This window comes from Streptococcus iniae (genome assembly GCF_030732225.1).
GTDB classification, from domain to species: domain Bacteria; phylum Bacillota; class Bacilli; order Lactobacillales; family Streptococcaceae; genus Streptococcus; species Streptococcus iniae.
This window is the reverse complement of sequence record NZ_CP132230.1, coordinates 733,972-752,102: the sequence shown is the minus strand read 5'-3', so window position 1 is coordinate 752,102 and position 18,131 is coordinate 733,972. Positions and strand designations below refer to the sequence as shown.

The window sequence follows — 18,131 nt, the reverse complement described above, 5'->3', positions numbered from 1 at the left end:
ATGGCTGAATTAAAAATTGATGTCCAAGATTTACATAAATATTATGGTCAAAACGAAGTATTAAAAGGAATTGATGCTAAATTCTATGAGGGTGATGTTGTTTGTATCATTGGACCATCTGGTTCTGGTAAATCAACTTTCCTTCGCACCCTTAACTTACTTGAAACTGTTACAAGTGGTAAAGTAGTTGTTGACGGTTATGAATTATCAAACCCCAAAACAAACATTGACAAGGCTCGTGAAAACATCGGAATGGTTTTCCAACATTTCAATCTTTTCCCACACATGACTGTATTAGAAAACATTATGTTTAGTCCTGTGGAATTAGGCAAAGCCTCAAAAGAATCTGCTAAAAAACATGGCATGGAACTGTTAGAGAAAGTTGGATTGTCAGATAAAGCAGACGCTTATCCAGGTAGTTTATCTGGTGGACAAAAACAAAGGGTAGCCATTGCTAGAAGTTTGGCAATGAATCCTGATATTATGCTCTTTGATGAACCTACTTCTGCCCTTGACCCTGAAATGGTTGGCGATGTTCTTAATGTTATGCGTGACCTTGCTAAACAAGGGATGACAATGCTTATTGTTACCCACGAAATGGGATTTGCTCGTCAAGTAGCAAACCGTGTTATCTTTACTGATGGTGGTCAATTCTTAGAAGATGGAACACCTGAAGACATTTTTGACAATCCCAAACACCCACGTTTGATTGAATTTCTAGACAAAGTCTTAAATGTCTAAGCCCAAAGCAGATAGTAACTTATCTGCTTTTTTTTGACAAAACAAATGGCTTTTGCTAAACTGTAGCTATCATATATCGGAGGTATAGGAGCCATGAAAAACTAAAAAACTAAAAAGTGATATTCCCTATCAAGTTTAGTTTTTTAGTGCGCTCTTATAACACTCGCAGGTGGTCATTCCATTTGTGTCTATTTGTGCTAATCTAAAACTTTCTACTTGTAGGGTGGAAAGTTTTTTTCTGTCACTTTTTAACTGTTAATACTGATTTATATAGCACAGCAAAAAGGAGGCAATATGTTACAAGTAAAAAACCTAAAGATTACACACAAAAACGATTTAAAAAGCTTGATTAATAACCTTTCTATTAGCTTAAATGATGCTGGAAAATTGGCAATAATTGGTGAAGAAGGAACTGGTAAATCAACACTCTTAAAATACCTTGCAGATCCATCTCTTATTGAGGACTATTGCAGTTTTCATGGAGAGTTGATTTCAGATTTTAGAGGCATTGCCTATATTCCTCAGTCTATGGATCATTTGCAATTAGAACAACACTTAAGTGACTACATTTATCATGATGCTAATATCGCATATTTTGATTACAATTATTTTTTCCAAGTCGCCAATCAGCTAAATTTTGACTGTGATTTATTGGAAAAAGAGCACCTTCACCTCAAAAACCTCTCTGGTGGAGAACGCTTAAAAATTCAACTAATGAAAGCCTTGGCATATCATCCTCAACTGCTTTTATTAGATGAGCCTACTGCTGATTTAGATTCCCTATCACTTGACTGGCTTGAGAGTTTTATTAAATCAAGCCCTCAAACCATTATCTTTATTTCACACGACCAACATTTTATTCAAAAAGTAGCAACTTCAATTTTACATTTAGAGTTAGTCAGAAAAAGACAGTTGCCTCAAGCTCGATTTTATTTTGGTTCTTATGAAGACTATCTGGCAAAACGACAACAAAAAGACCAACATCAAAGAATGTTGGCAAAGAAGGAACATGAAGAATTGCAAAAAAGAGAGGCCAAATTCAAGAAAATCCATGATAGTGTTCAATCCCAATTACGTCAAACAAAAGATTCAACAGCTGGTCGTCTCTTAGCCAAAAAAATGAAGGCAGTTAAATCATACGAAAAAAGACTCGAAAAGGACTTACAGTTAATAACCCAAAAACCAGATACTATGGATAATATGGCTATTTTTTTCTCAGACATCTCTCCATTGGCTAAACAAAAAATCATTTTAGATTGGGAAAATCAAAAATTAGATACAGGGCAAACCATCTCTCTACAAATCAAAGGACAAGACAAAATCCTCATTATCGGGAAAAATGGCTTGTGCAAAAGCAGGTTGATGCAAAAAATACACACTGAACTAAAGGCAAAAACTGGCCTAACCGTGTCCTATATGCCACAGCATTATGAAGACCAACTGGATTTAAATTTAACACCACTTGATTTTTTAGGCAATCATGACACTCAAAAAGTTAAGACTTACCTCGCTAGTTTGGATTTCACAGCAGATGAAATCAATCATTCCTGCCATCAATTATCTGGTGGTCAAAAAGCCAAGCTCTTTCTGGCAAAGATGGTTTTAGATAAAAGTAATGTTCTACTTTTAGACGAGCCTAGTCGTCATTTTTCACCAACAAGTCAACCTATCGTTAGGAGACTATTAAGTCAGTTTAAAGGGGCAATTATTTGTATTTCACATGATCGTCTCTTAATTGAATCCGACATTTTTGAGCTTTACCAATTAAAACAGGATCACTTAATAAAAGTTTCTATTGACAGATAATTAAACCTATGTTTGAATTATATCATGAGTTTATTACGGTATTTTACAAAAACAGAGTGGGTTATTTGGCTGAGTTCATTGATGACTATTTTTGCAAGCCACCTGATTTTTGGTAGTCAGGATCCACTTGCACTGACAGCTTCATTAATCGGAGCCACATCCTTAATTTTTTCGGCTAAGGGCAATCCTATTGGACAGGGTTTAATTATTATTTTTTCTGTCATTTATAGTTACCTTTCTTACCAAAGTCATTATTACGGGGAACTTTTTACGTACTTATTAATGACACTTCCCATGGCAATTTTTTCACTTTTTTCTTGGTTAACCCATCCTTTTGAAGGACGAAAGTCTCAAGTCCTGATTAGTCGTTTAAAAATGAGAGATATTTGTTTATTAGTGATTTCAATGCTTTTAATGACCTTTATCTTCTACTTTATTCTAGGCATTTTTCACACACCCTATTTAACTATTTCGACTCTGTCTATTGCAACCTCATTTGCTGGAACCTTTCTAACTTACAAACGAAGCCCATTTTTCGCACTTGGTTTTTGTTTAAATGATATTGTACTGATTATCTTATGGCTTTTTGAAGCACAAGAAAATGCAAACCATTATGCTATTGTTATTTGTTTTGCTATTTTCCTGATTAATGATATTTACACCTTCTTCAACTGGTTACGCCTTCAATCCCTTCAAGAAAAAGCCTTGAAAAATCGACTTGGAAACCTGCTTTACTAACTTACATCATAAGCCAAAAAACCATGGAAAAATGTCCATGGTTTTCTTTATTTTTGATTTAATTTTTCACGTTCTAGACGAAGCCGTCTATTGGGATTTAAGAGATTGAAAAGCTCTTCTAGTTTCTCAGCGTTCCAAACATCTGCTGCTGAAACAAAATTTCCATTTTCATCTCTAAAAGATATTGGTTTATCTCCCATAAGCAACCTCCACTAATGATTTTTTGCACTTAATCAACAAACTCAAATTCATAGTTACCGATTCTAACGATATCACCATCTTTAGCACCACGTGCTCGAAGGGCTTCATCTACACCCATGCCTCGCAATTGACGAGCAAACTTCATAATAGATTCATCACGTTCCATATTAGTCATAACAAAGAGACGCTCTAATTTATCTCCTGAAAGTACCCAAGCAGCAGCATCATCACGGCTAATATCAAAGGCTTTTTCTTCACCTGCAAAACCGTAATATGCCTCTTCGTCATCCATAAAGTCACTGTCTTCATAAAGAAGGAACTCATCTGTATTTTTCAACAATTCAGCAGTTGCTTCCATGAGATTCTCTAGACCTTGATGGGCCAATGTAGAAATTGGGAAAACCATTGGTAGTTCATCAAATTCATCATATTCTTTAGCTAATTTTGCTTTGAAAGCTTTCAAGTTTTCTTCTGACTCAGGCATATCCATTTTGTTTGCGACAATGATTTGTGGACGTTCCATCAGACGAAGGTTATAGGTCTCCAATTCATGATTTATTGACTTGTAATCATCAAATGGATCACGACCTTCAGACGCTGACATGTCAATGACATGCAAAATAACTCGTGTTCTTTCGATGTGACGTAGAAACTGAGTTCCAAGTCCAACACCTTGACTAGCACCTTCAATCAGACCTGGAAGATCTGCCATAGCAAAACTATCACCTGATTTTGTTCTAACCATTCCAAGATTTGGAACAATTGTTGTAAAGTGGTAGGCACCAATTTTAGGTTTTGCAGCTGAAACGACACTTAATAATGTTGATTTCCCAACAGATGGGAAACCTACTAAGCCGACGTCAGCAAGAATTTTTAATTCTAATAGCAATTCGCGCTCTTCACCAGGCTCACCATTTTCAGCAATTTCAGGAGCTGGATTGCGAGGTGTCGCAAAACGAATATTCCCACGACCTCCACGACCTCCTTGTGCCACCACAAATTCTTGGCCATTTTCAACAAGGTCTGTAAGAACTTTACCCGTTTCTGCATCTTTAACTGTTGTTCCTTGAGGAATTAAAACAATGAGGTCATCTGAACCACGTCCATGCATCCCTTTTGTCATTCCCTTTTCACCAGCTTTGGCTCTAAATTTACGGTTATAGCGGAAATCCATCAATGTTCTAAGACCTTCGTCTACTTTAAAAACAACTGAACCACCTTTACCACCATCGCCGCCCCAAGGACCGCCATTTGGTACATACTTTTCACGCCTAAAGGCTACCATACCATCACCACCACGACCAGCTTGTACACTGATTTTGGCAGTATCTAAAAACATACTCATTCTTTTTTCTCAAACTTTCACTTATTTCAAAAAAACGCCTTTCAGCGTCTTTTTACATCAATACTGATAGGGCACCCGCAATTAAGCCACCAACAGTTACAAGAACCATTAAGATGACAACAAACATTGTGATTTTCTCAAATGCTGTTTTCTTACGTGGTCCATTTTCTCCAAACGCCACTCTTAATACCTCGACTTTAGATTTTTTCTTTCTATATATTACCATGAAACAAGGTAATTAGCAAATCAGAAAATCATTGTTCGCAAGGTGGAAGAACTTCTTTGTAACCTATAACCTTGTGATTTCTATCTATTTATGCTACATTAGTTTTAAAATAATAATAGGATATAAGGAGCTTGTGATGGTTTTACCAAATTTTGACCAACATTTAGAAAAATATGCAAACCTTTTAATTCAAAAAGGTGTTAATGTTCAAAAAGGGCATACTTTGATTATTGCTATCTCTGTTGAACACCACCAATTTGCTCGTTTATTAACGAAAAAAGCCTACGAAGCAGGAGCTTGTGAGGTGCTTGTTGATTACATTGATGATCACATTACTCGTGAGAAATTACTCCATGCTGATGAAGAACGTTTAATCAATGTTCCTAGCTATGTTGTTGAAAAATCACATTATCTCTTAGGTAAAAAAGCAAGTCGCCTTTTTGTTCGTTCTTCAGACCCTAATGCTTTTGCAGGAGTTGATTCCAATCGTCTTTCTGCTTCCACAAAAGCAACTGCTATTGCCCTTGAAGAACAGCGTGCTGCCACACAAGCTAATAAAGTCAGCTGGAACCTTGTTTCAGCATCAAGTCCTGAATGGGCAGCAATGGTTTTCCCTGATCTAGCTACTGAAGAAGAACAAGTGGATGCCCTTTGGGATGCCATCTTTAAAATGAACCGCATCTATGAAGAAGATCCAATAAAGGCTTGGGATGACCATCAAGAACGTTTGGTCACAAAAGCTAACTTATTAAATGAATACCAATTTGACGCCCTTCACTATATGGCCCCAGGGACTGACTTAACACTTGGAATGCCTAAAAATCACCTTTGGGAAGCTGCTGGTAGCCTTAACGCCCAAGGGGAAGCATTCATTGCAAACATGCCAACTGAAGAAGTCTTTACTGCACCAGATTACCGTCGTGCAGACGGCTATGTCACTTCTACAAAACCATTATCTTATGCAGGTGTTGTTATTGAAGGCATGCGATTTACCTTTAAAGATGGTCAAATTACAGAAGTCACTGCTGAAAAAGGGGAAGAAACCATTAAACGTTTGGTTGAAGAAAATGATGGAGCACGCGCTCTTGGTGAAGTGGCACTTGTTCCTCACAAAACACCCATTTCACTTTCAGGGTTAACTTTCTTTAATACCTTATTTGACGAAAATGCTTCTAATCATTTAGCTATTGGTGCTGCATATGCATTCAGTATTAAAGGTGGCACAGAAATGACTAATGACGAATTAAAAGCTGCCGGTCTAAACCGTTCAACGGCTCATGTAGACTTTATGATTGGTTCAGAACATATGGATATCGACGGTATTACTACAGATGGTAAAGTTGTTCCAATTTTCCGTGGTGGAGAATGGGCTTTGTAAATCATCAAAGAGATGTAAAAGATTTGAACTCGAAATGAGCATCAAATCTTTTTTCTTTTCCTAACTTGCTATTAAAACCTTCATAAATATGGACTTTCACTACTTCTTAGTTTTACCAAATTCTTGAAAGACACATCCTTTTTTGCTAAAATGAAGTAGCAAATTCAGTTATTACTTTCAAGATCGTTAAATCCTAACTACCAGTGCAAACAAGTAATCAATAGTAGCCGTCTGCTTCCAGCTGCACGGTTATTTTTTATAAAAGTCATCTCATCATTTCTCTTTAACCATTCCAATAGAAAGTGCTTATGAAACCTTTAACCTCTTATTTCAAACCCTATCTAAAAGAAACCATTCTAGGCCCTACTTTTAAACTCTTGGAGGCTATTTTTGAACTTTTAGTGCCTATGATTATTGCTATGATTGTCGATCAGATTTTACCTAGAGGAGCTAAAACGCAATTGTATGCTATGATTGCTTTACTTTTTGTTTTTGCCATTTTAGGAGTTGTGGTTGCTATTTCAGCGCAATTTTTTTCATCTAAAGCTGCAATTGGTTATACCAAGGATTTAACGGAGGCACTTTTTGCTAAAGTTTTATCACTCCCAAAAGAAACTAGAGACCGCCTAACAACCTCTAGTTTAATCACAAGGCTTTCTTCTGATTGTTTCCAAATACAAAATGGTATCAATCTCTTTTTGCGCCTCTTTTTACGGGCTCCAATTATTGTTTTGGGTGCTATTATCATGGCATACCGGATAAGCCCCCCAATTACTTTGATTTTTTTGGGATTAGTACTATCCTTATTTCTATTTGTTGCAGTACTCACTTATTTTCTAAATCCTCTTTATCTACATGTAAAACGTCAAATGGATCGACTGGTTGCTCTAACAAGGGAAAATATTCTTGGGATAAGAGTTATTCGCGCCTTTGGCCAATCTCTGGCTGAGCAAAATCACTTTAAAGAGGAAAATCAATTCTATTATAAACGTCAACAAGAAGCGGGCTATTTATCCAGTTTAGTGCCACCGGTGACTTATTTTCTTGTTAATGCTAGCTTAGTTCTCGTTATTTGGCATGGCCACTTACAGATTCAAGAGGGCTTTCTTAGTCAGGGACTTCTTATTGCACTCATTAATTACCTATTGCAAATTTTGGGAGAATTACTGAAGGTGACACTTTTAGTCAGCAACCTCAACCAAGCTATTATTGCAGCACGCCGTGTCCAAACCATTTTTGATGAACGTTCTGAAGATATCGATGCCCCTTTAGAGCCACATCACCCAATCACATCTGATTTGGTTCTCAATGTCAATCATCTTTATTTTACATATCCTAATTCTTCTGAGCCTGCGCTATGTGATTTAACTTTTTCAATCAAAAAAGGAGAAAGTCTTGGCATTATTGGTGGCACCGGCTCTGGAAAATCAACCCTTCTTCAATTAATTCAAGGACTATACACAAGACCTAAAGAAGAACTTGCCATTTATCAAGAAGCTACTTCTCCAAAGTCTATTAGGCAATGGCGGTCTTGGATAGCTGTTGTTCCTCAAAAAGCTGAACTGTTCAAAGGGACTGTCCGTAGTAATCTGACTTTAGGACAAAACAAGGACCTAACTGATGAAACTCTTTGGAATGCTATTGGCATGGCACGTGCAAAAGACTTTATCAAAGAAGATAACTTAGGTTTACATCAAGAAGTGCAAGCCTTTGGCCGCAATTTTTCAGGAGGGCAAAGCCAACGGCTAACAATTGCAAGGGCATTGGTGACAAAGAAAGCATTTTTACTATTAGATGATGCAACATCAGCACTTGACTATCTAACAGAAAGTAAGCTTTTAAATGAAATTAAAAATTTAAGAGACACCAATCTTATTCTTGTTTCTCAAAGAACACGTAGTTTAGAAAATTTAGATTATATTTTAGTTCTAGACCAAGGAAAACAAGTTGGTTTTGGTAAACACAAAGACTTACTCGTAAAGTGTCCCACCTATAAAGAAATCTACTTGTCTCAGAAAGGAGGACTTGATGAAACTTAAAGATAATCACAGTCATAAGCAGATGATTAAGGATTTATTGGCATTTCCTCACTTATTATTAGCATCTAGTCTCTTGACTCTAGCACAAGTTATCCTGACTGTTTATCTCCCTATTTTAATTGGAAGAGCTATCAATCTCCTTTTGGAATCCGGCATTGATAAGAGTCTCATTCGACTTCTTTGGACCATGTTCATTATCATAAGTATCAATAGTTTGATTCAATGGATTAATCCCATACTTTATAATCGATTGGTATACAGATATATCGCTGATTTACGGCTTCGTGTTTTTCAAAAAATTCATCACTTGTCCATATCCGATTTAAATTGCATTTCAATTGGAGATTTGGTTAGTCGTGTTACAACAGATTGTGAGCAACTGGCAAATGGTTTACTTTTAAGTTTTAACCAGTTTCTACTTGGCCTCTTGACCATTTTTTTGACATTGCTAAGTATGGCTAGGATTAATTTAGTCATGATGGGGCTAGTATTGATTCTAACACCACTATCACTTGTGCTTGCTGGTGCAATTTCTAGCCGCTCTTATACCTATTTTGGCCAACAAACAAGGACCCGTGGGCAACAGACACAATTGATTGAAGAGTACATTGCTCAAGAGAGTCTCATTCAAGCTTTTAATGCCCAAGAGCAAGCTCTTCATCACTTTAAAACTTCTAACCAATCCTATGCTAATGCGTCACAAGCAGCAACTTTCTACAGTTCAACTGTTAACCCGTCAACGCGTTTTGTTAACGCCCTCATTTATGCCCTCCTAACTGGAGTTGGAGCTTGGCGTATTATGTCAGGACAGCTCAGCATTGGTACCTTAGTTACCTTCCTTAACTATATCACTCAATATACTAAACCTTTTAATGACATTTCTTCTGTTTTAGCAGAATTACAAAGTGCCTTAGCTTGTGGGGATCGACTTTATGATATTTTAGAAAAGTCTGATTTAAGTGAGACAGGACAAAATGACGTTGATTGGACAGACTTAAAAGGTGATATGGCTTTTAAAGCCCTAAGTTTTTCTTACCAGGCTGATCAGCCATTAATGACTGATGTTAACATTTCTGTTCCTGCAGGCTCTAAAGTGGCCATTGTTGGACCAACTGGTGCTGGTAAGTCCACACTTATAAACCTCTTACTAGGTTTTTATGACCCTCAATCCGGAAGTATATTACTTGATGGTCACCCAATTACAAGTTATAGACGCGCAAGTTTAAGAGAGGGTATAGGGATGGTTCTTCAGGAAACTTGGTTAAAAGAAGCAAGCATTCATGATAATATTGCTTACGGAAAACCAAAAGCCACTAGACAAGAAGTTATCAAAGCGGCTAAAGCGGCTAAAGCAGACTTCTTTATCAAGCAGTTGCCCGATGGCTATGATACTGTTCTTACTGATGGTGGCAGCAATCTTTCACAAGGACAGCGACAATTATTAACCATTGCAAGAGTATTCCTAAAAGATCCTTCAATCCTTATCTTAGACGAAGCCACTTCATCCATTGATACCCGGACTGAACTTCTTATTCAGAAGGCTTTTAACAAACTAATGGCAGATAAAACAAGTTTTATCATCGCCCATCGCCTCTCAACTATTAAAACAGCCGATTTAATTTTAGTCATGGTTAATGGCGGCATTGTTGAACAAGGAAATCATGATCAATTGATGGCTTTAAAAGGTGTTTACTTTAACATGCAAAATGCTCAAACCTAAATATGCTTTCTCCTCATCAATTTCTTCACTTGTTTCATTTTTTTGAAGTATTACTTCAATCATTGACTATTTATTACACTTTCTGACTATTTTATATTATAATGAGCCTATGTATTATCAACTATCCGAAAAATTAACACCAACTACTTTTGACCATTGCCTAAAAAATAAAGAGCCTTTTGTTGCGGTCTTAAATCCTGAAGAATGGTTAGCCTTACAGCATGATTTTGGAATGGGCATTGATATCGATTTTAATGTTCATCATGCCAGTTCAACAAAGGCCGAAGTGAATTTGGATTCTCTCACCGGGACTTTTAAAATTCCTAAGAAAGACGATCTCTTAGGCGAAGCCAGTGATTTTTCATTTGTTTTAGATCAAAGAGGCATCATTTTCATTGATCAGCATAATGACGCCGGGCATATTGTTAAAGCTATCCAAAAAACCAAAAAGTGGAAACATCCTAGTCTAGAACGTTTTTTATATGATTTTTTAGAGTATTTAATAAAAGGTGATTTAGAATTGTTAGAATCCTACGATAAAGTTTTGGATCAACTTGAGGAGGATATTTTAAATGGTAAGGCTTTTCAAAGTGACCCTTCTTTAAACCAACTGCGTCGGAAATTAACTAAGCTCAACCTACACTATGGGCAGTTGATTGATCTTTCTCAAGAATTTTATGAGAATGATAATAATTTTTTTCAAGAGGATCAATTGCGTTTTTTCCACTTGTTTTCCCAGAGAGTTTCTCGTTTAGAGTCAACTGTTTTAACCTTGAGAGAAACCATTATTCAAATCAGAGAGTTGTCCAAATCTCAACTGGAAATGAAACAAAATAAGATTATGGCAACTTTAACCATCGTAACCACTTCTTGCATGCCCTTAACCATCTTAGTTGGCTGGTATGGTATGAATTTTAAGTATATGCCTGAACTTAATAGTGTTTGGGGTTATCCTTTTGTAATTGGCTTTGCCATAACCCTCTTTATTTCTTCCATTTTATTTGTCAAATTAAAAAAATGGCTCTAAAAAACTGAGAATTTAAGTTCTCAGTTTTTTGCTTGATTTTGGCATAAGGCTGCGACTTCATCTTCTGTTAATCGTCTAAAATGCCCTAAAGCAAGTTTAGGGTCCAAGGTCACTGGTCCCATGCTAAGCCGCTGTAAGTCTGTGACTTCTTTTCCACAGGCTTTTACCATTCGTTTGATTTGGTGAAATTTCCCTTCTTTGATAGTAATTTTCACCTCAGAAACGTGTTGATCACTGTTAGAACTTAATATCTCTAACTTTGCTGGAAGACAATGATGGTCTGATAACTCTATACCATTAGCGAATGCTTCTTGGTCTTTTGATGTCATTATCCCAGAAACTTTAGCTATATAAACCTTATCCACATGTTTTTTAGGAGATAAAAGCTCATGAGCAAGACCACCATTATTTGTCAAAAGCAATAAACCATGGGTATCTTTATCAAGACGACCAACTGGAAAAACTTTCTTTTGGACTGCTCTTTGATCTAGTAGGTCTACTACTGTTTGATGCTCTTTATCTTCAGTAGCTGAGATGACTCCTGCTGGTTTATTGAGCATATAATAAAGAAAATCCTCATACATAATTGTTTGGTCTTTGTAGACCACATGATCTTCCTTTTCCTTAATTTGTTCTTTTGCAGAAGTGATAACTTTGCCATTAACAGTGATTTTCTTTTTCTTCAAAAGTTCTTTAACCTGACTACGACTACCTACTCCAGCATCCACTAAAAATTTATCTAAACGCATCCCTTACTCCTGATACTTATCTATTTCTCTTTAGTTTAGTATAGCATAAATCACGCTTCCTTCATGACTGGAATAATCTTATGTATTATAATAGTTGCAAAAGGAGATTTGATATGCAACAGTATTCACAACTATTTGATACAGAATCTAAACATTCTGCCAAGGAAATGGGGTCAGGAGAGTTACAGGTCCTTGCTTCACCAGCTCTGATATGTTTTATGGAAAATACAGCTTATCACTTTGCTCAAGAAACTATTAATGAGGATTGTGCAACAACTGTTGGTGTTGAGATGTCGCTTGAGCACTGCAAAGCTTCAAAAATTGGAGAAAAGGTAACAGTTATTATCACAGAATTCAAAGAGGAAGGTCGAAAATATGACTTCCTTTTAGAAGCCTATGTTAATCATGAACTTATAGGTAAAGCTAGTCATAGACGTGTCAAAGTCATAAAAGAAAGATTTATGAATAACCTTTAAAAGTCCTCAGTTTACACTAAGGACTTTTTGGTGATTTTGTTAGTGAGACAGTCCTGTTATTCTGTCATCAACTTTCTATTCCTTTCAAATAATAATTGACCTCAACACCATTTTTTAAGTCATTTCCATAATACTCAATTGCTGTTTTAATGTGTTTGTTGAAACCCCATTTTTTATATATGGCATTGTTTCGTTTTTCTCTTGGCTCAACACCAAGAGTGACTTCTTGATAACCTCGCTTTTTCAAATCAGATAAGATAAATTGAAAAAGTTGTGAAAAATAGCCCTTGCCTTCTTCTTCTGCCACTGTTCGAAAGGCCATTACATAAGCCCTATGATTTGAAATAAGTCCATCAGCATTTTGAATTCCTTTAGGGCTAAAAGCTGCAGTAGCTTCTGTTATAATCTTACCATTTAAAATACCGTAATAATAACAAGGCTCGCCATTAACTTGTGCCTCAATAAATTCTGCCTTCCAATTGATCCAATTAGGATTATTAGGATGGTTAGCAATTTCTGTATTCCATTTTTCTTCCATTTGACTAATACTAGCACGAACACATCTATCAGTCATTTGATTGTCCTTTTTTGCTTATTGTAATTTTTGATAATACTGTGATGACAAGCTTTTGATAGTTAGCATAGCTATAAAACTGATGAGGTAGAGTGAGGCAAGAAAAAGCATTACCATGGGAATTCCAGATATATCCAATATTTTGCCAATAATTACTGATGAAAAACCACCCACTGCTCGTCCGACATTTAAAATAAGATTATTTGCCGTTGCCCTAATATGGTGTGGATAAAGGCGTGTAATCATAGCTCCATAACCAGCAAACATACCATTTACAAAGAAGCCAACAATCGCTCCACCAATTAACATGCTAGGCATTGAATTGGCAAATTGAAAGAGGTAAACACAAACTGATGATGAAAGAAGGAAAACTGAGTAAACTAACCTTGGCCCAAATTTGTCTAAGATTTGACCAAAAGTTAACATTCCCAGACACATCCCTAAGATGGTGGATACCATCCACAGTGATGAATCTTTTACTGAAATGTTTAAACTGGTTTGAATAATTGTTGGCAACCAGTTCATCATACCGAAATAACCAGCAATTTGAACAGTTGTCATCACCATAAGGGCTAAAGTTTGTGCTGTCAGCGCTGGCGTTTTAAAGAGTTGACTTATTTTGACAGGCTGGCTTGTCTCATCACCATCTAAGACACCATGATCCCAAATCTTGCTATCATCAATAAAAAGACTCATCCAAATAACCAATAAGATTGGGGCTAATCCAAATAAGAAGAGCCCTTTCCAACCTAGGGTTGGAGCTAACCATCCTGCCAGTAAGGCTGAACTGATGGAGCCAATTTGTCCTGCTATGCCATTAAGAGAGGAAATGCGACCCATTTTTTCAGAAGGAACAATCCCAGCCATTATAGCAATAGCAACACCATATTCACCACCAACTCCTATTCCAGCAATAAAACGCATCAAATACAAATATTCCAAAGATTTGGTAAAGTAAATCAAGCCCGTTGCTAACGAGAATACTACAATTGTCCACTTAAAAACAGTGAACTTATGGTGCCTATCAGCCAAAAGACCAAAAACCAAGCCTCCAAGTAACATTCCTAAGTTTGTAATGGTTGCGATCCATCCACCTTGAGCTCCTGTTATGCCCAATTCAGTGATAATAGATGACATGGAAAATGCCAAGAACATAACATTCAAATCATCCGTTCCGGAAGCGACAATTGCACTGACAAGAGCACGACGGTTGTTCTTGTCTAAAGACATGTTTGACATAAGTCTCTCCTTTTAATAGTAGCTCTCTGACTACCTTAATTAATTGAACACCCTTTAAGGCCAAAAAAGACTCCGGCACATGGTCACGGAGTCAGTTCAGGTCTGCAAAAAATGAGAGTCTACCTAGGGTATCTCTTCTTTAAGGACTTTCATGACTCACGGGACATGTTTAAAGCAGTATTTAATTGTACCTAGTATAAAATACCTGCTTGAGATTGTCAAGAACAATTTGAACTAGAAATTCATCTTATTTTACTTAAAACCTTTCACAAGACTCTACATCTTTGGTATAATGCTTATCAGAGGTGAAAAAAGACATGACACAAAAAGCATTTGATTCTGAAAAATATTTAACATTACAACGTGACCATATTCTAGAGCGTATTAGTCAATTTGATGGCAAACTCTATATGGAATTTGGAGGCAAAATGTTGGAAGATTACCACGCTGCCCGTGTGCTTCCTGGTTATGAACCTGATAATAAAATCAAATTATTAAAAGAACTCAAAGATCAAGTTGAAATTGTCATTACCATTAACGCTAATAATATTGAACACTCTAAAGCACGTGGGGACCTTGGTATTTCCTACGATCAAGAAGTTTTTCGTTTAATTGATACTTTCAATGCTTTAGATATCTATGTTGGTTCAGTGGTTATCACACAATACAATAACCAAGCTGCAGCCGACCTTTTCCGCAAGCAATTAGATAAAAACGATATTGCTTCTTACCTCCACTACCCAATTAAGGGCTATCCAACTGATATCAATCATATCATTTCAGCAGAAGGTATGGGGAAAAATGATTACATCAAAACAAGTCGAAATTTAATTGTGGTAACTGCCCCTGGACCTGGTTCTGGTAAACTTGCGACTTGCATGTCACAAATTTACCATGACCAAATCAATGGTATCACATCTGGTTATGCTAAATTTGAAACCTTCCCCGTATGGAATCTACCACTGCACCACCCTGTTAACCTTGCCTATGAAGCTGCAACTGCTGACTTGGACGATGTTAACATGATTGACCCTTTCCACTTGGAAACTTATGGTAAAACTGCTGTTAACTACAACCGTGATATTGAAGTGTTCCCCGTTTTAAATCGTACTTTTGAACGCATCTTAAAACAATCACCATATGCCTCACCAACGGATATGGGGGTTAATATGGTGGGCTACTCTATTGTTGATGAAAAAGCAGCCATTGAAGCTTCAAAACAAGAAATTATTAGACGATACTACCAAACTTTGGTTGATTTTAAGGCTGAACGTGTCTCAGCTTCTGCTGTTAAGAAAATTGAACTTTTAATGAATGATATTGGTGTGAGTCCAGAAGACCGAAAAGTAACGGTTGTGGCTCGTGAAAAAGCTGAAAAAACAGGCGCACCTGCACTTGCCCTAGAATTACCAGATGGCCAAATCGTAACTGGAAAAACATCAGAATTGTTTGGTCCAACTGCTGCAGTGGTTATCAATGCCATTAAAAAATTAGCTCATATTGATAAACAAACTCACTTAATTGAACCAGAATATGTTAAACCTATCCAAGGTCTTAAGGTTGAGCATTTGGGCAGTCAAAACCCGCGTTTACACTCTAACGAGATTCTGATTGCGCTAGCTATTACTGCAATGAATAGTCCTGAAGCTGACTTAGCCATGAAAGAACTTGGAAAACTAAATGGCAGCGAAGCCCATTCAACAGTGACCCTTACAGACGAAGACAAAAATGTTCTGCGGAAATTAGGCGTGAATGTGACTTTCGATCCTGTTTATCAACAAAATAAACTTTATCATAAATAAAAGAAAACCGGGATTCCTATGAATTCCGATTTTTTTACTCTATTAGCTTCTTTTGACGACTAATTGCTTGCGCTGATTAAAGAAGCCCTTATAGGAAAGGTAAGTTGCTACAAATGATGCAATCGACGTTGTAGCTAAAAGCATAAAGGTGACCATCATTTGATATTTAACCGCTTGAATAGGAGAGGTCCCTGCTAGAATTAACCCCGTCATCATCCCTGGAAGAGAAACAATCCCTAAGGTTTTTGCTGAATCAATGGTTGGAATCATGCCTGTTTTAATAACGTCTCTAATAATATCAATGGAAGCTGGTAAAATATCTGCTCCTAATGCTAATTTTGTCTCTACTTCTTCTTGTTTCCCTTGAAAATCAGACAAGAGTTGCTTATAGCAAAGACCAATAGCAACCATTGAATTGCTAATTATCATGCCACCAACTGGAATCATTTGCCCCGGAACAAAGCTTAGGATACCCGAAGCAATTAAAATAGCAAGAGTTGTAAAAGCTCCTAAGGAAATGGCAATAAAGGAAATTTTAAAACCATTTTTAATCCCCTGACCTCTTTTAGAGGCATTTTGCGAGGCATTAACAATCATAAAAAGTAATAATAGAGCTGTAAAAATAGGATTGTTATAGCCAAAGATATAATCCAGAACAAAACCAACCACTAATAATTGAAGGACTGCTCTAATGGCACTAATCACAATTTCTTTTTCAAGTTTGAGCTTTTGCCAATAAGAAAAGAAAAGGGTGATGAGAACTAAGGACGATGCAATTAGCAAAGATGTAAGGGAAATATTATCTGCACCACTCATTTGATGACCTCCATTGATTCCAACTGCCCCGAAACAAGGGTCAGGATTTTATTAGCATATTTACGACTCTGTGCTTCATCATGCGTTATCCAAAGAATTGTAATCCCTTGGTCATGTAAGGTTTTAATAACTTCTTCAACTAAGACTTTATTTTGAGCATCTAAAGCTGATGTGACCTCATCTAGAAGTAATATTTGAGGCATAAATAAGAGTTGACGAATTAAGGCAATGCGTTGTTTTTCACCACCTGAAAGTTTTTTAACATCCTGTTCTAAGTAAGCTAAGTCCATTTGAAAGAGCTCAAAAAGTTCCTTGACGCGCTTATCATCATAAGCTTGATGTCTAATACTAAAGGGATAAGCAATATCATCTTTAACAACTTTTCCAAAAAGATAGGGTGTTTGAAAACAATAAGAAATAGCTTGACGTAATATGATAGGATCAACAGATGCACTGTCTTTCCCCTCAAATACTATTTTTCCTTGACTTGGACTCAAGAGATGACTAGCTAGTTTGAGTAGGGTACTCTTTCCTCCTCCTGATGGACCAACAATGGAAATAAAATCTCCTTTTTCAACAGCAAAAGTGACATCTTTAATAATATCTTTTCCATCTGATGTGAAACAGACATGATCAAATACTAATAACGACATGGTCGTCTCCTTTCATTCCCTCTAATACATGTTTCTTAATTATAATCATTCTTATTTACTAGTTTACCACTTCTTAGAGAAAATGTCAGATGAAAGGCTTAAAAAAACAGTTAGTTGGACTAACTGTTAGGCTTCTCTTTTTCCAAGGACAAACATGGTGAAGGTCGCTTTAATCACATCTTGGCCTTTTTGGTTTCGAATAATCACTTCATTAACCTTGGTTGATTTCCCATTATGAATGCATTTGCCATCAATGGTTAAGACTTCTCCTATAAGAGCAGGCTTAAGGTAATTAATATTGGCTTGTTGCGTTACTGCGTCATAGCCCGTTGACACACAGACAGCGCCAGAAATCTGATCTGCTAAGGTAAAGAGGTAACCTCCGTGTGCTGTTTGATGGTAGTTGAGGGAATCTTCAACCACTTCTGTTGTCACAATAACATGTCCTGTTTCTAAGGTTACAGCTTGATAGTTTTCAAAAACCTTAATTTCTTTCATTTTAAATTCTTTCATCTTCCTACCTTTTAACTGACTATTTTAGCTTTTGCTATGTTTTATTATACTACAAATGGCATCTCTTACTATCTTCCATGCTTGAAAG

General features: G+C 36.6%; 18 protein-coding genes. 9 read left to right on the top strand and 9 right to left on the bottom strand.

Going from position 1 to position 18,131, the window contains the following annotated elements; all coding sequences use genetic code 11:
- The 3 genes from Q9317_RS03675 to pnuC all read left to right on the top strand — a co-directional run bounded on the left by Q9317_RS03675 (position 1) and on the right by pnuC (position 3,285).
- Positions 1–741 (top strand): amino acid ABC transporter ATP-binding protein, encoded by a 741-nt coding sequence (locus Q9317_RS03675; protein ID WP_003099135.1) that lies wholly within the window; start codon positions 1–3, stop codon positions 739–741.
- A 294-nt stretch (positions 742–1,035) separates the two neighbouring features.
- The gene (locus Q9317_RS03670; protein WP_003099133.1) at positions 1,036–2,547 is read left to right on the top strand and encodes an ATP-binding cassette domain-containing protein; all 1,512 of its coding nucleotides are present in this window, start codon (positions 1,036–1,038) and stop codon (positions 2,545–2,547) included.
- Between the two features lie 24 nt (positions 2,548–2,571).
- The gene (gene pnuC / locus Q9317_RS03665; protein ID WP_003099132.1) at positions 2,572–3,285 is read left to right on the top strand and encodes a nicotinamide riboside transporter PnuC; all 714 of its coding nucleotides are present in this window, start codon (positions 2,572–2,574) and stop codon (positions 3,283–3,285) included.
- Positions 3,286–3,332: 47 nt separating this feature from the next.
- Here the strand turns inward: pnuC and Q9317_RS03660 are convergent, their stop codons facing one another.
- The 3 genes from Q9317_RS03660 to Q9317_RS03650 are packed head-to-tail and all read right to left on the bottom strand — an operon-like array spanning position 3,333 to position 5,012.
- Complete coding sequence (locus tag Q9317_RS03660) at positions 3,333–3,485, bottom strand: hypothetical protein (RefSeq protein ID WP_003099130.1); 153 nt, start codon at positions 3,483–3,485, stop codon at positions 3,333–3,335.
- 29 nt (positions 3,486–3,514) lie between these two features.
- Entirely contained in the window at positions 3,515–4,831 is a 1,317-nt protein-coding gene (obgE, locus tag Q9317_RS03655; protein WP_003099128.1) for a GTPase ObgE, read from the bottom strand.
- Between the two features lie 52 nt (positions 4,832–4,883).
- Entirely contained in the window at positions 4,884–5,012 is a 129-nt protein-coding gene (locus tag Q9317_RS03650) for a DUF4044 domain-containing protein (protein ID WP_003099126.1), read from the bottom strand.
- A 181-nt stretch (positions 5,013–5,193) separates the two neighbouring features.
- Between Q9317_RS03650 and Q9317_RS03645 the strand changes: the two genes are divergently transcribed.
- The 4 genes from Q9317_RS03645 (at position 5,194) to Q9317_RS03630 (ending at position 11,221) form a co-directional block, all read left to right on the top strand.
- Complete coding sequence (locus Q9317_RS03645; RefSeq protein WP_003099125.1) at positions 5,194–6,435, top strand: aminopeptidase; 1,242 nt, start codon at positions 5,194–5,196, stop codon at positions 6,433–6,435.
- Between the two features lie 308 nt (positions 6,436–6,743).
- Positions 6,744–8,474: an ABC transporter ATP-binding protein gene (locus Q9317_RS03640; protein ID WP_003099124.1), complete on the top strand. Its 1,731-nt coding sequence runs from the start codon at positions 6,744–6,746 to the stop codon at positions 8,472–8,474.
- Entirely contained in the window at positions 8,464–10,194 is a 1,731-nt protein-coding gene (locus Q9317_RS03635; RefSeq protein ID WP_003099121.1) for an ABC transporter ATP-binding protein, read from the top strand. Before Q9317_RS03640 ends, Q9317_RS03635 begins: the two co-directional genes overlap by 11 nt.
- Positions 10,195–10,303: 109 nt before the next feature.
- Positions 10,304–11,221, top strand: a complete 918-nt coding sequence (locus tag Q9317_RS03630) for a magnesium transporter CorA family protein (RefSeq protein WP_003099120.1) — start codon at positions 10,304–10,306, stop codon at positions 11,219–11,221.
- A gap of 20 nt (positions 11,222–11,241) precedes the next feature.
- On the opposite strand, the gene Q9317_RS03625 is transcribed toward Q9317_RS03630, so the two are convergent.
- Entirely contained in the window at positions 11,242–11,970 is a 729-nt protein-coding gene (locus Q9317_RS03625; RefSeq protein ID WP_003099118.1) for a pseudouridine synthase, read from the bottom strand.
- Between the two features lie 113 nt (positions 11,971–12,083).
- On the opposite strand from Q9317_RS03625, the gene Q9317_RS03620 reads away from it, so the two are divergent.
- Complete coding sequence (locus tag Q9317_RS03620) at positions 12,084–12,446, top strand: thioesterase family protein (RefSeq protein WP_003099117.1); 363 nt, start codon at positions 12,084–12,086, stop codon at positions 12,444–12,446.
- 67 nt (positions 12,447–12,513) lie between these two features.
- Here the strand turns inward: Q9317_RS03620 and Q9317_RS03615 are convergent, their stop codons facing one another.
- Together Q9317_RS03615 and Q9317_RS03610 are read right to left on the bottom strand one after the other, a co-directional pair.
- Complete coding sequence (locus Q9317_RS03615) at positions 12,514–13,020, bottom strand: GNAT family N-acetyltransferase (RefSeq protein WP_003099116.1); 507 nt, start codon at positions 13,018–13,020, stop codon at positions 12,514–12,516.
- Between the two features lie 18 nt (positions 13,021–13,038).
- Positions 13,039–14,259: an MFS transporter gene (locus Q9317_RS03610; protein WP_003099115.1), complete on the bottom strand. Its 1,221-nt coding sequence runs from the start codon at positions 14,257–14,259 to the stop codon at positions 13,039–13,041.
- A gap of 317 nt (positions 14,260–14,576) precedes the next feature.
- On the opposite strand from Q9317_RS03610, the gene Q9317_RS03605 reads away from it, so the two are divergent.
- The gene (locus tag Q9317_RS03605) at positions 14,577–16,061 is read left to right on the top strand and encodes a DUF1846 domain-containing protein (RefSeq protein WP_003099114.1); all 1,485 of its coding nucleotides are present in this window, start codon (positions 14,577–14,579) and stop codon (positions 16,059–16,061) included.
- A gap of 42 nt (positions 16,062–16,103) precedes the next feature.
- On the opposite strand, the gene Q9317_RS03600 is transcribed toward Q9317_RS03605, so the two are convergent.
- From Q9317_RS03600 to Q9317_RS03590, 3 genes are all read right to left on the bottom strand, one after another.
- Complete coding sequence (locus Q9317_RS03600; protein WP_003099111.1) at positions 16,104–16,877, bottom strand: ABC transporter permease; 774 nt, start codon at positions 16,875–16,877, stop codon at positions 16,104–16,106.
- On the bottom strand, positions 16,874–17,530 hold the full coding sequence (locus tag Q9317_RS03595; RefSeq protein WP_003099110.1) for an ABC transporter ATP-binding protein: 657 nt from the start codon (positions 17,528–17,530) through the stop codon (positions 16,874–16,876). The genes Q9317_RS03600 and Q9317_RS03595 overlap by 4 nt, the downstream gene beginning before the upstream one ends.
- Positions 17,531–17,656: 126 nt before the next feature.
- Positions 17,657–18,043: a PaaI family thioesterase gene (locus Q9317_RS03590; protein ID WP_003099109.1), complete on the bottom strand. Its 387-nt coding sequence runs from the start codon at positions 18,041–18,043 to the stop codon at positions 17,657–17,659.
- Positions 18,044–18,131: the final 88 nt, after the last annotated feature.

Excerpts from the sequence above, each read along its gene's own strand:
- Q9317_RS03675 (WP_003099135.1), top strand. The coding sequence starts at position 1 with ATGGCTGAATTAAAAATTGATGTCCAAGATTTACATAAATATTATGGT.
- Q9317_RS03670 (WP_003099133.1), top strand. The coding sequence starts at position 1,036 with ATGTTACAAGTAAAAAACCTAAAGATTACACACAAAAACGATTTAAAA.
- pnuC (WP_003099132.1), top strand. The coding sequence starts at position 2,572 with ATGAGTTTATTACGGTATTTTACAAAAACAGAGTGGGTTATTTGGCTG.
- Q9317_RS03660 (WP_003099130.1), bottom strand. The coding sequence starts at position 3,485 with ATGGGAGATAAACCAATATCTTTTAGAGATGAAAATGGAAATTTTGTT.
- obgE (WP_003099128.1), bottom strand. The coding sequence starts at position 4,831 with ATGAGTATGTTTTTAGATACTGCCAAAATCAGTGTACAAGCTGGTCGT.
- Q9317_RS03645 (WP_003099125.1), top strand. The coding sequence starts at position 5,194 with ATGGTTTTACCAAATTTTGACCAACATTTAGAAAAATATGCAAACCTT.
- Q9317_RS03640 (WP_003099124.1), top strand. The coding sequence starts at position 6,744 with ATGAAACCTTTAACCTCTTATTTCAAACCCTATCTAAAAGAAACCATT.
- Q9317_RS03635 (WP_003099121.1), top strand. The coding sequence starts at position 8,464 with ATGAAACTTAAAGATAATCACAGTCATAAGCAGATGATTAAGGATTTA.
- Q9317_RS03630 (WP_003099120.1), top strand. The coding sequence starts at position 10,304 with ATGTATTATCAACTATCCGAAAAATTAACACCAACTACTTTTGACCAT.
- Q9317_RS03625 (WP_003099118.1), bottom strand. The coding sequence starts at position 11,970 with ATGCGTTTAGATAAATTTTTAGTGGATGCTGGAGTAGGTAGTCGTAGT.
- Q9317_RS03620 (WP_003099117.1), top strand. The coding sequence starts at position 12,084 with ATGCAACAGTATTCACAACTATTTGATACAGAATCTAAACATTCTGCC.
- Q9317_RS03615 (WP_003099116.1), bottom strand. The coding sequence starts at position 13,020 with ATGACTGATAGATGTGTTCGTGCTAGTATTAGTCAAATGGAAGAAAAA.
- Q9317_RS03610 (WP_003099115.1), bottom strand. The coding sequence starts at position 14,259 with ATGTCAAACATGTCTTTAGACAAGAACAACCGTCGTGCTCTTGTCAGT.
- Q9317_RS03605 (WP_003099114.1), top strand. The coding sequence starts at position 14,577 with ATGACACAAAAAGCATTTGATTCTGAAAAATATTTAACATTACAACGT.
- Q9317_RS03600 (WP_003099111.1), bottom strand. The coding sequence starts at position 16,877 with ATGAGTGGTGCAGATAATATTTCCCTTACATCTTTGCTAATTGCATCG.
- Q9317_RS03595 (WP_003099110.1), bottom strand. The coding sequence starts at position 17,530 with ATGTCGTTATTAGTATTTGATCATGTCTGTTTCACATCAGATGGAAAA.
- Q9317_RS03590 (WP_003099109.1), bottom strand. The coding sequence starts at position 18,043 with ATGAAAGAATTTAAAATGAAAGAAATTAAGGTTTTTGAAAACTATCAA.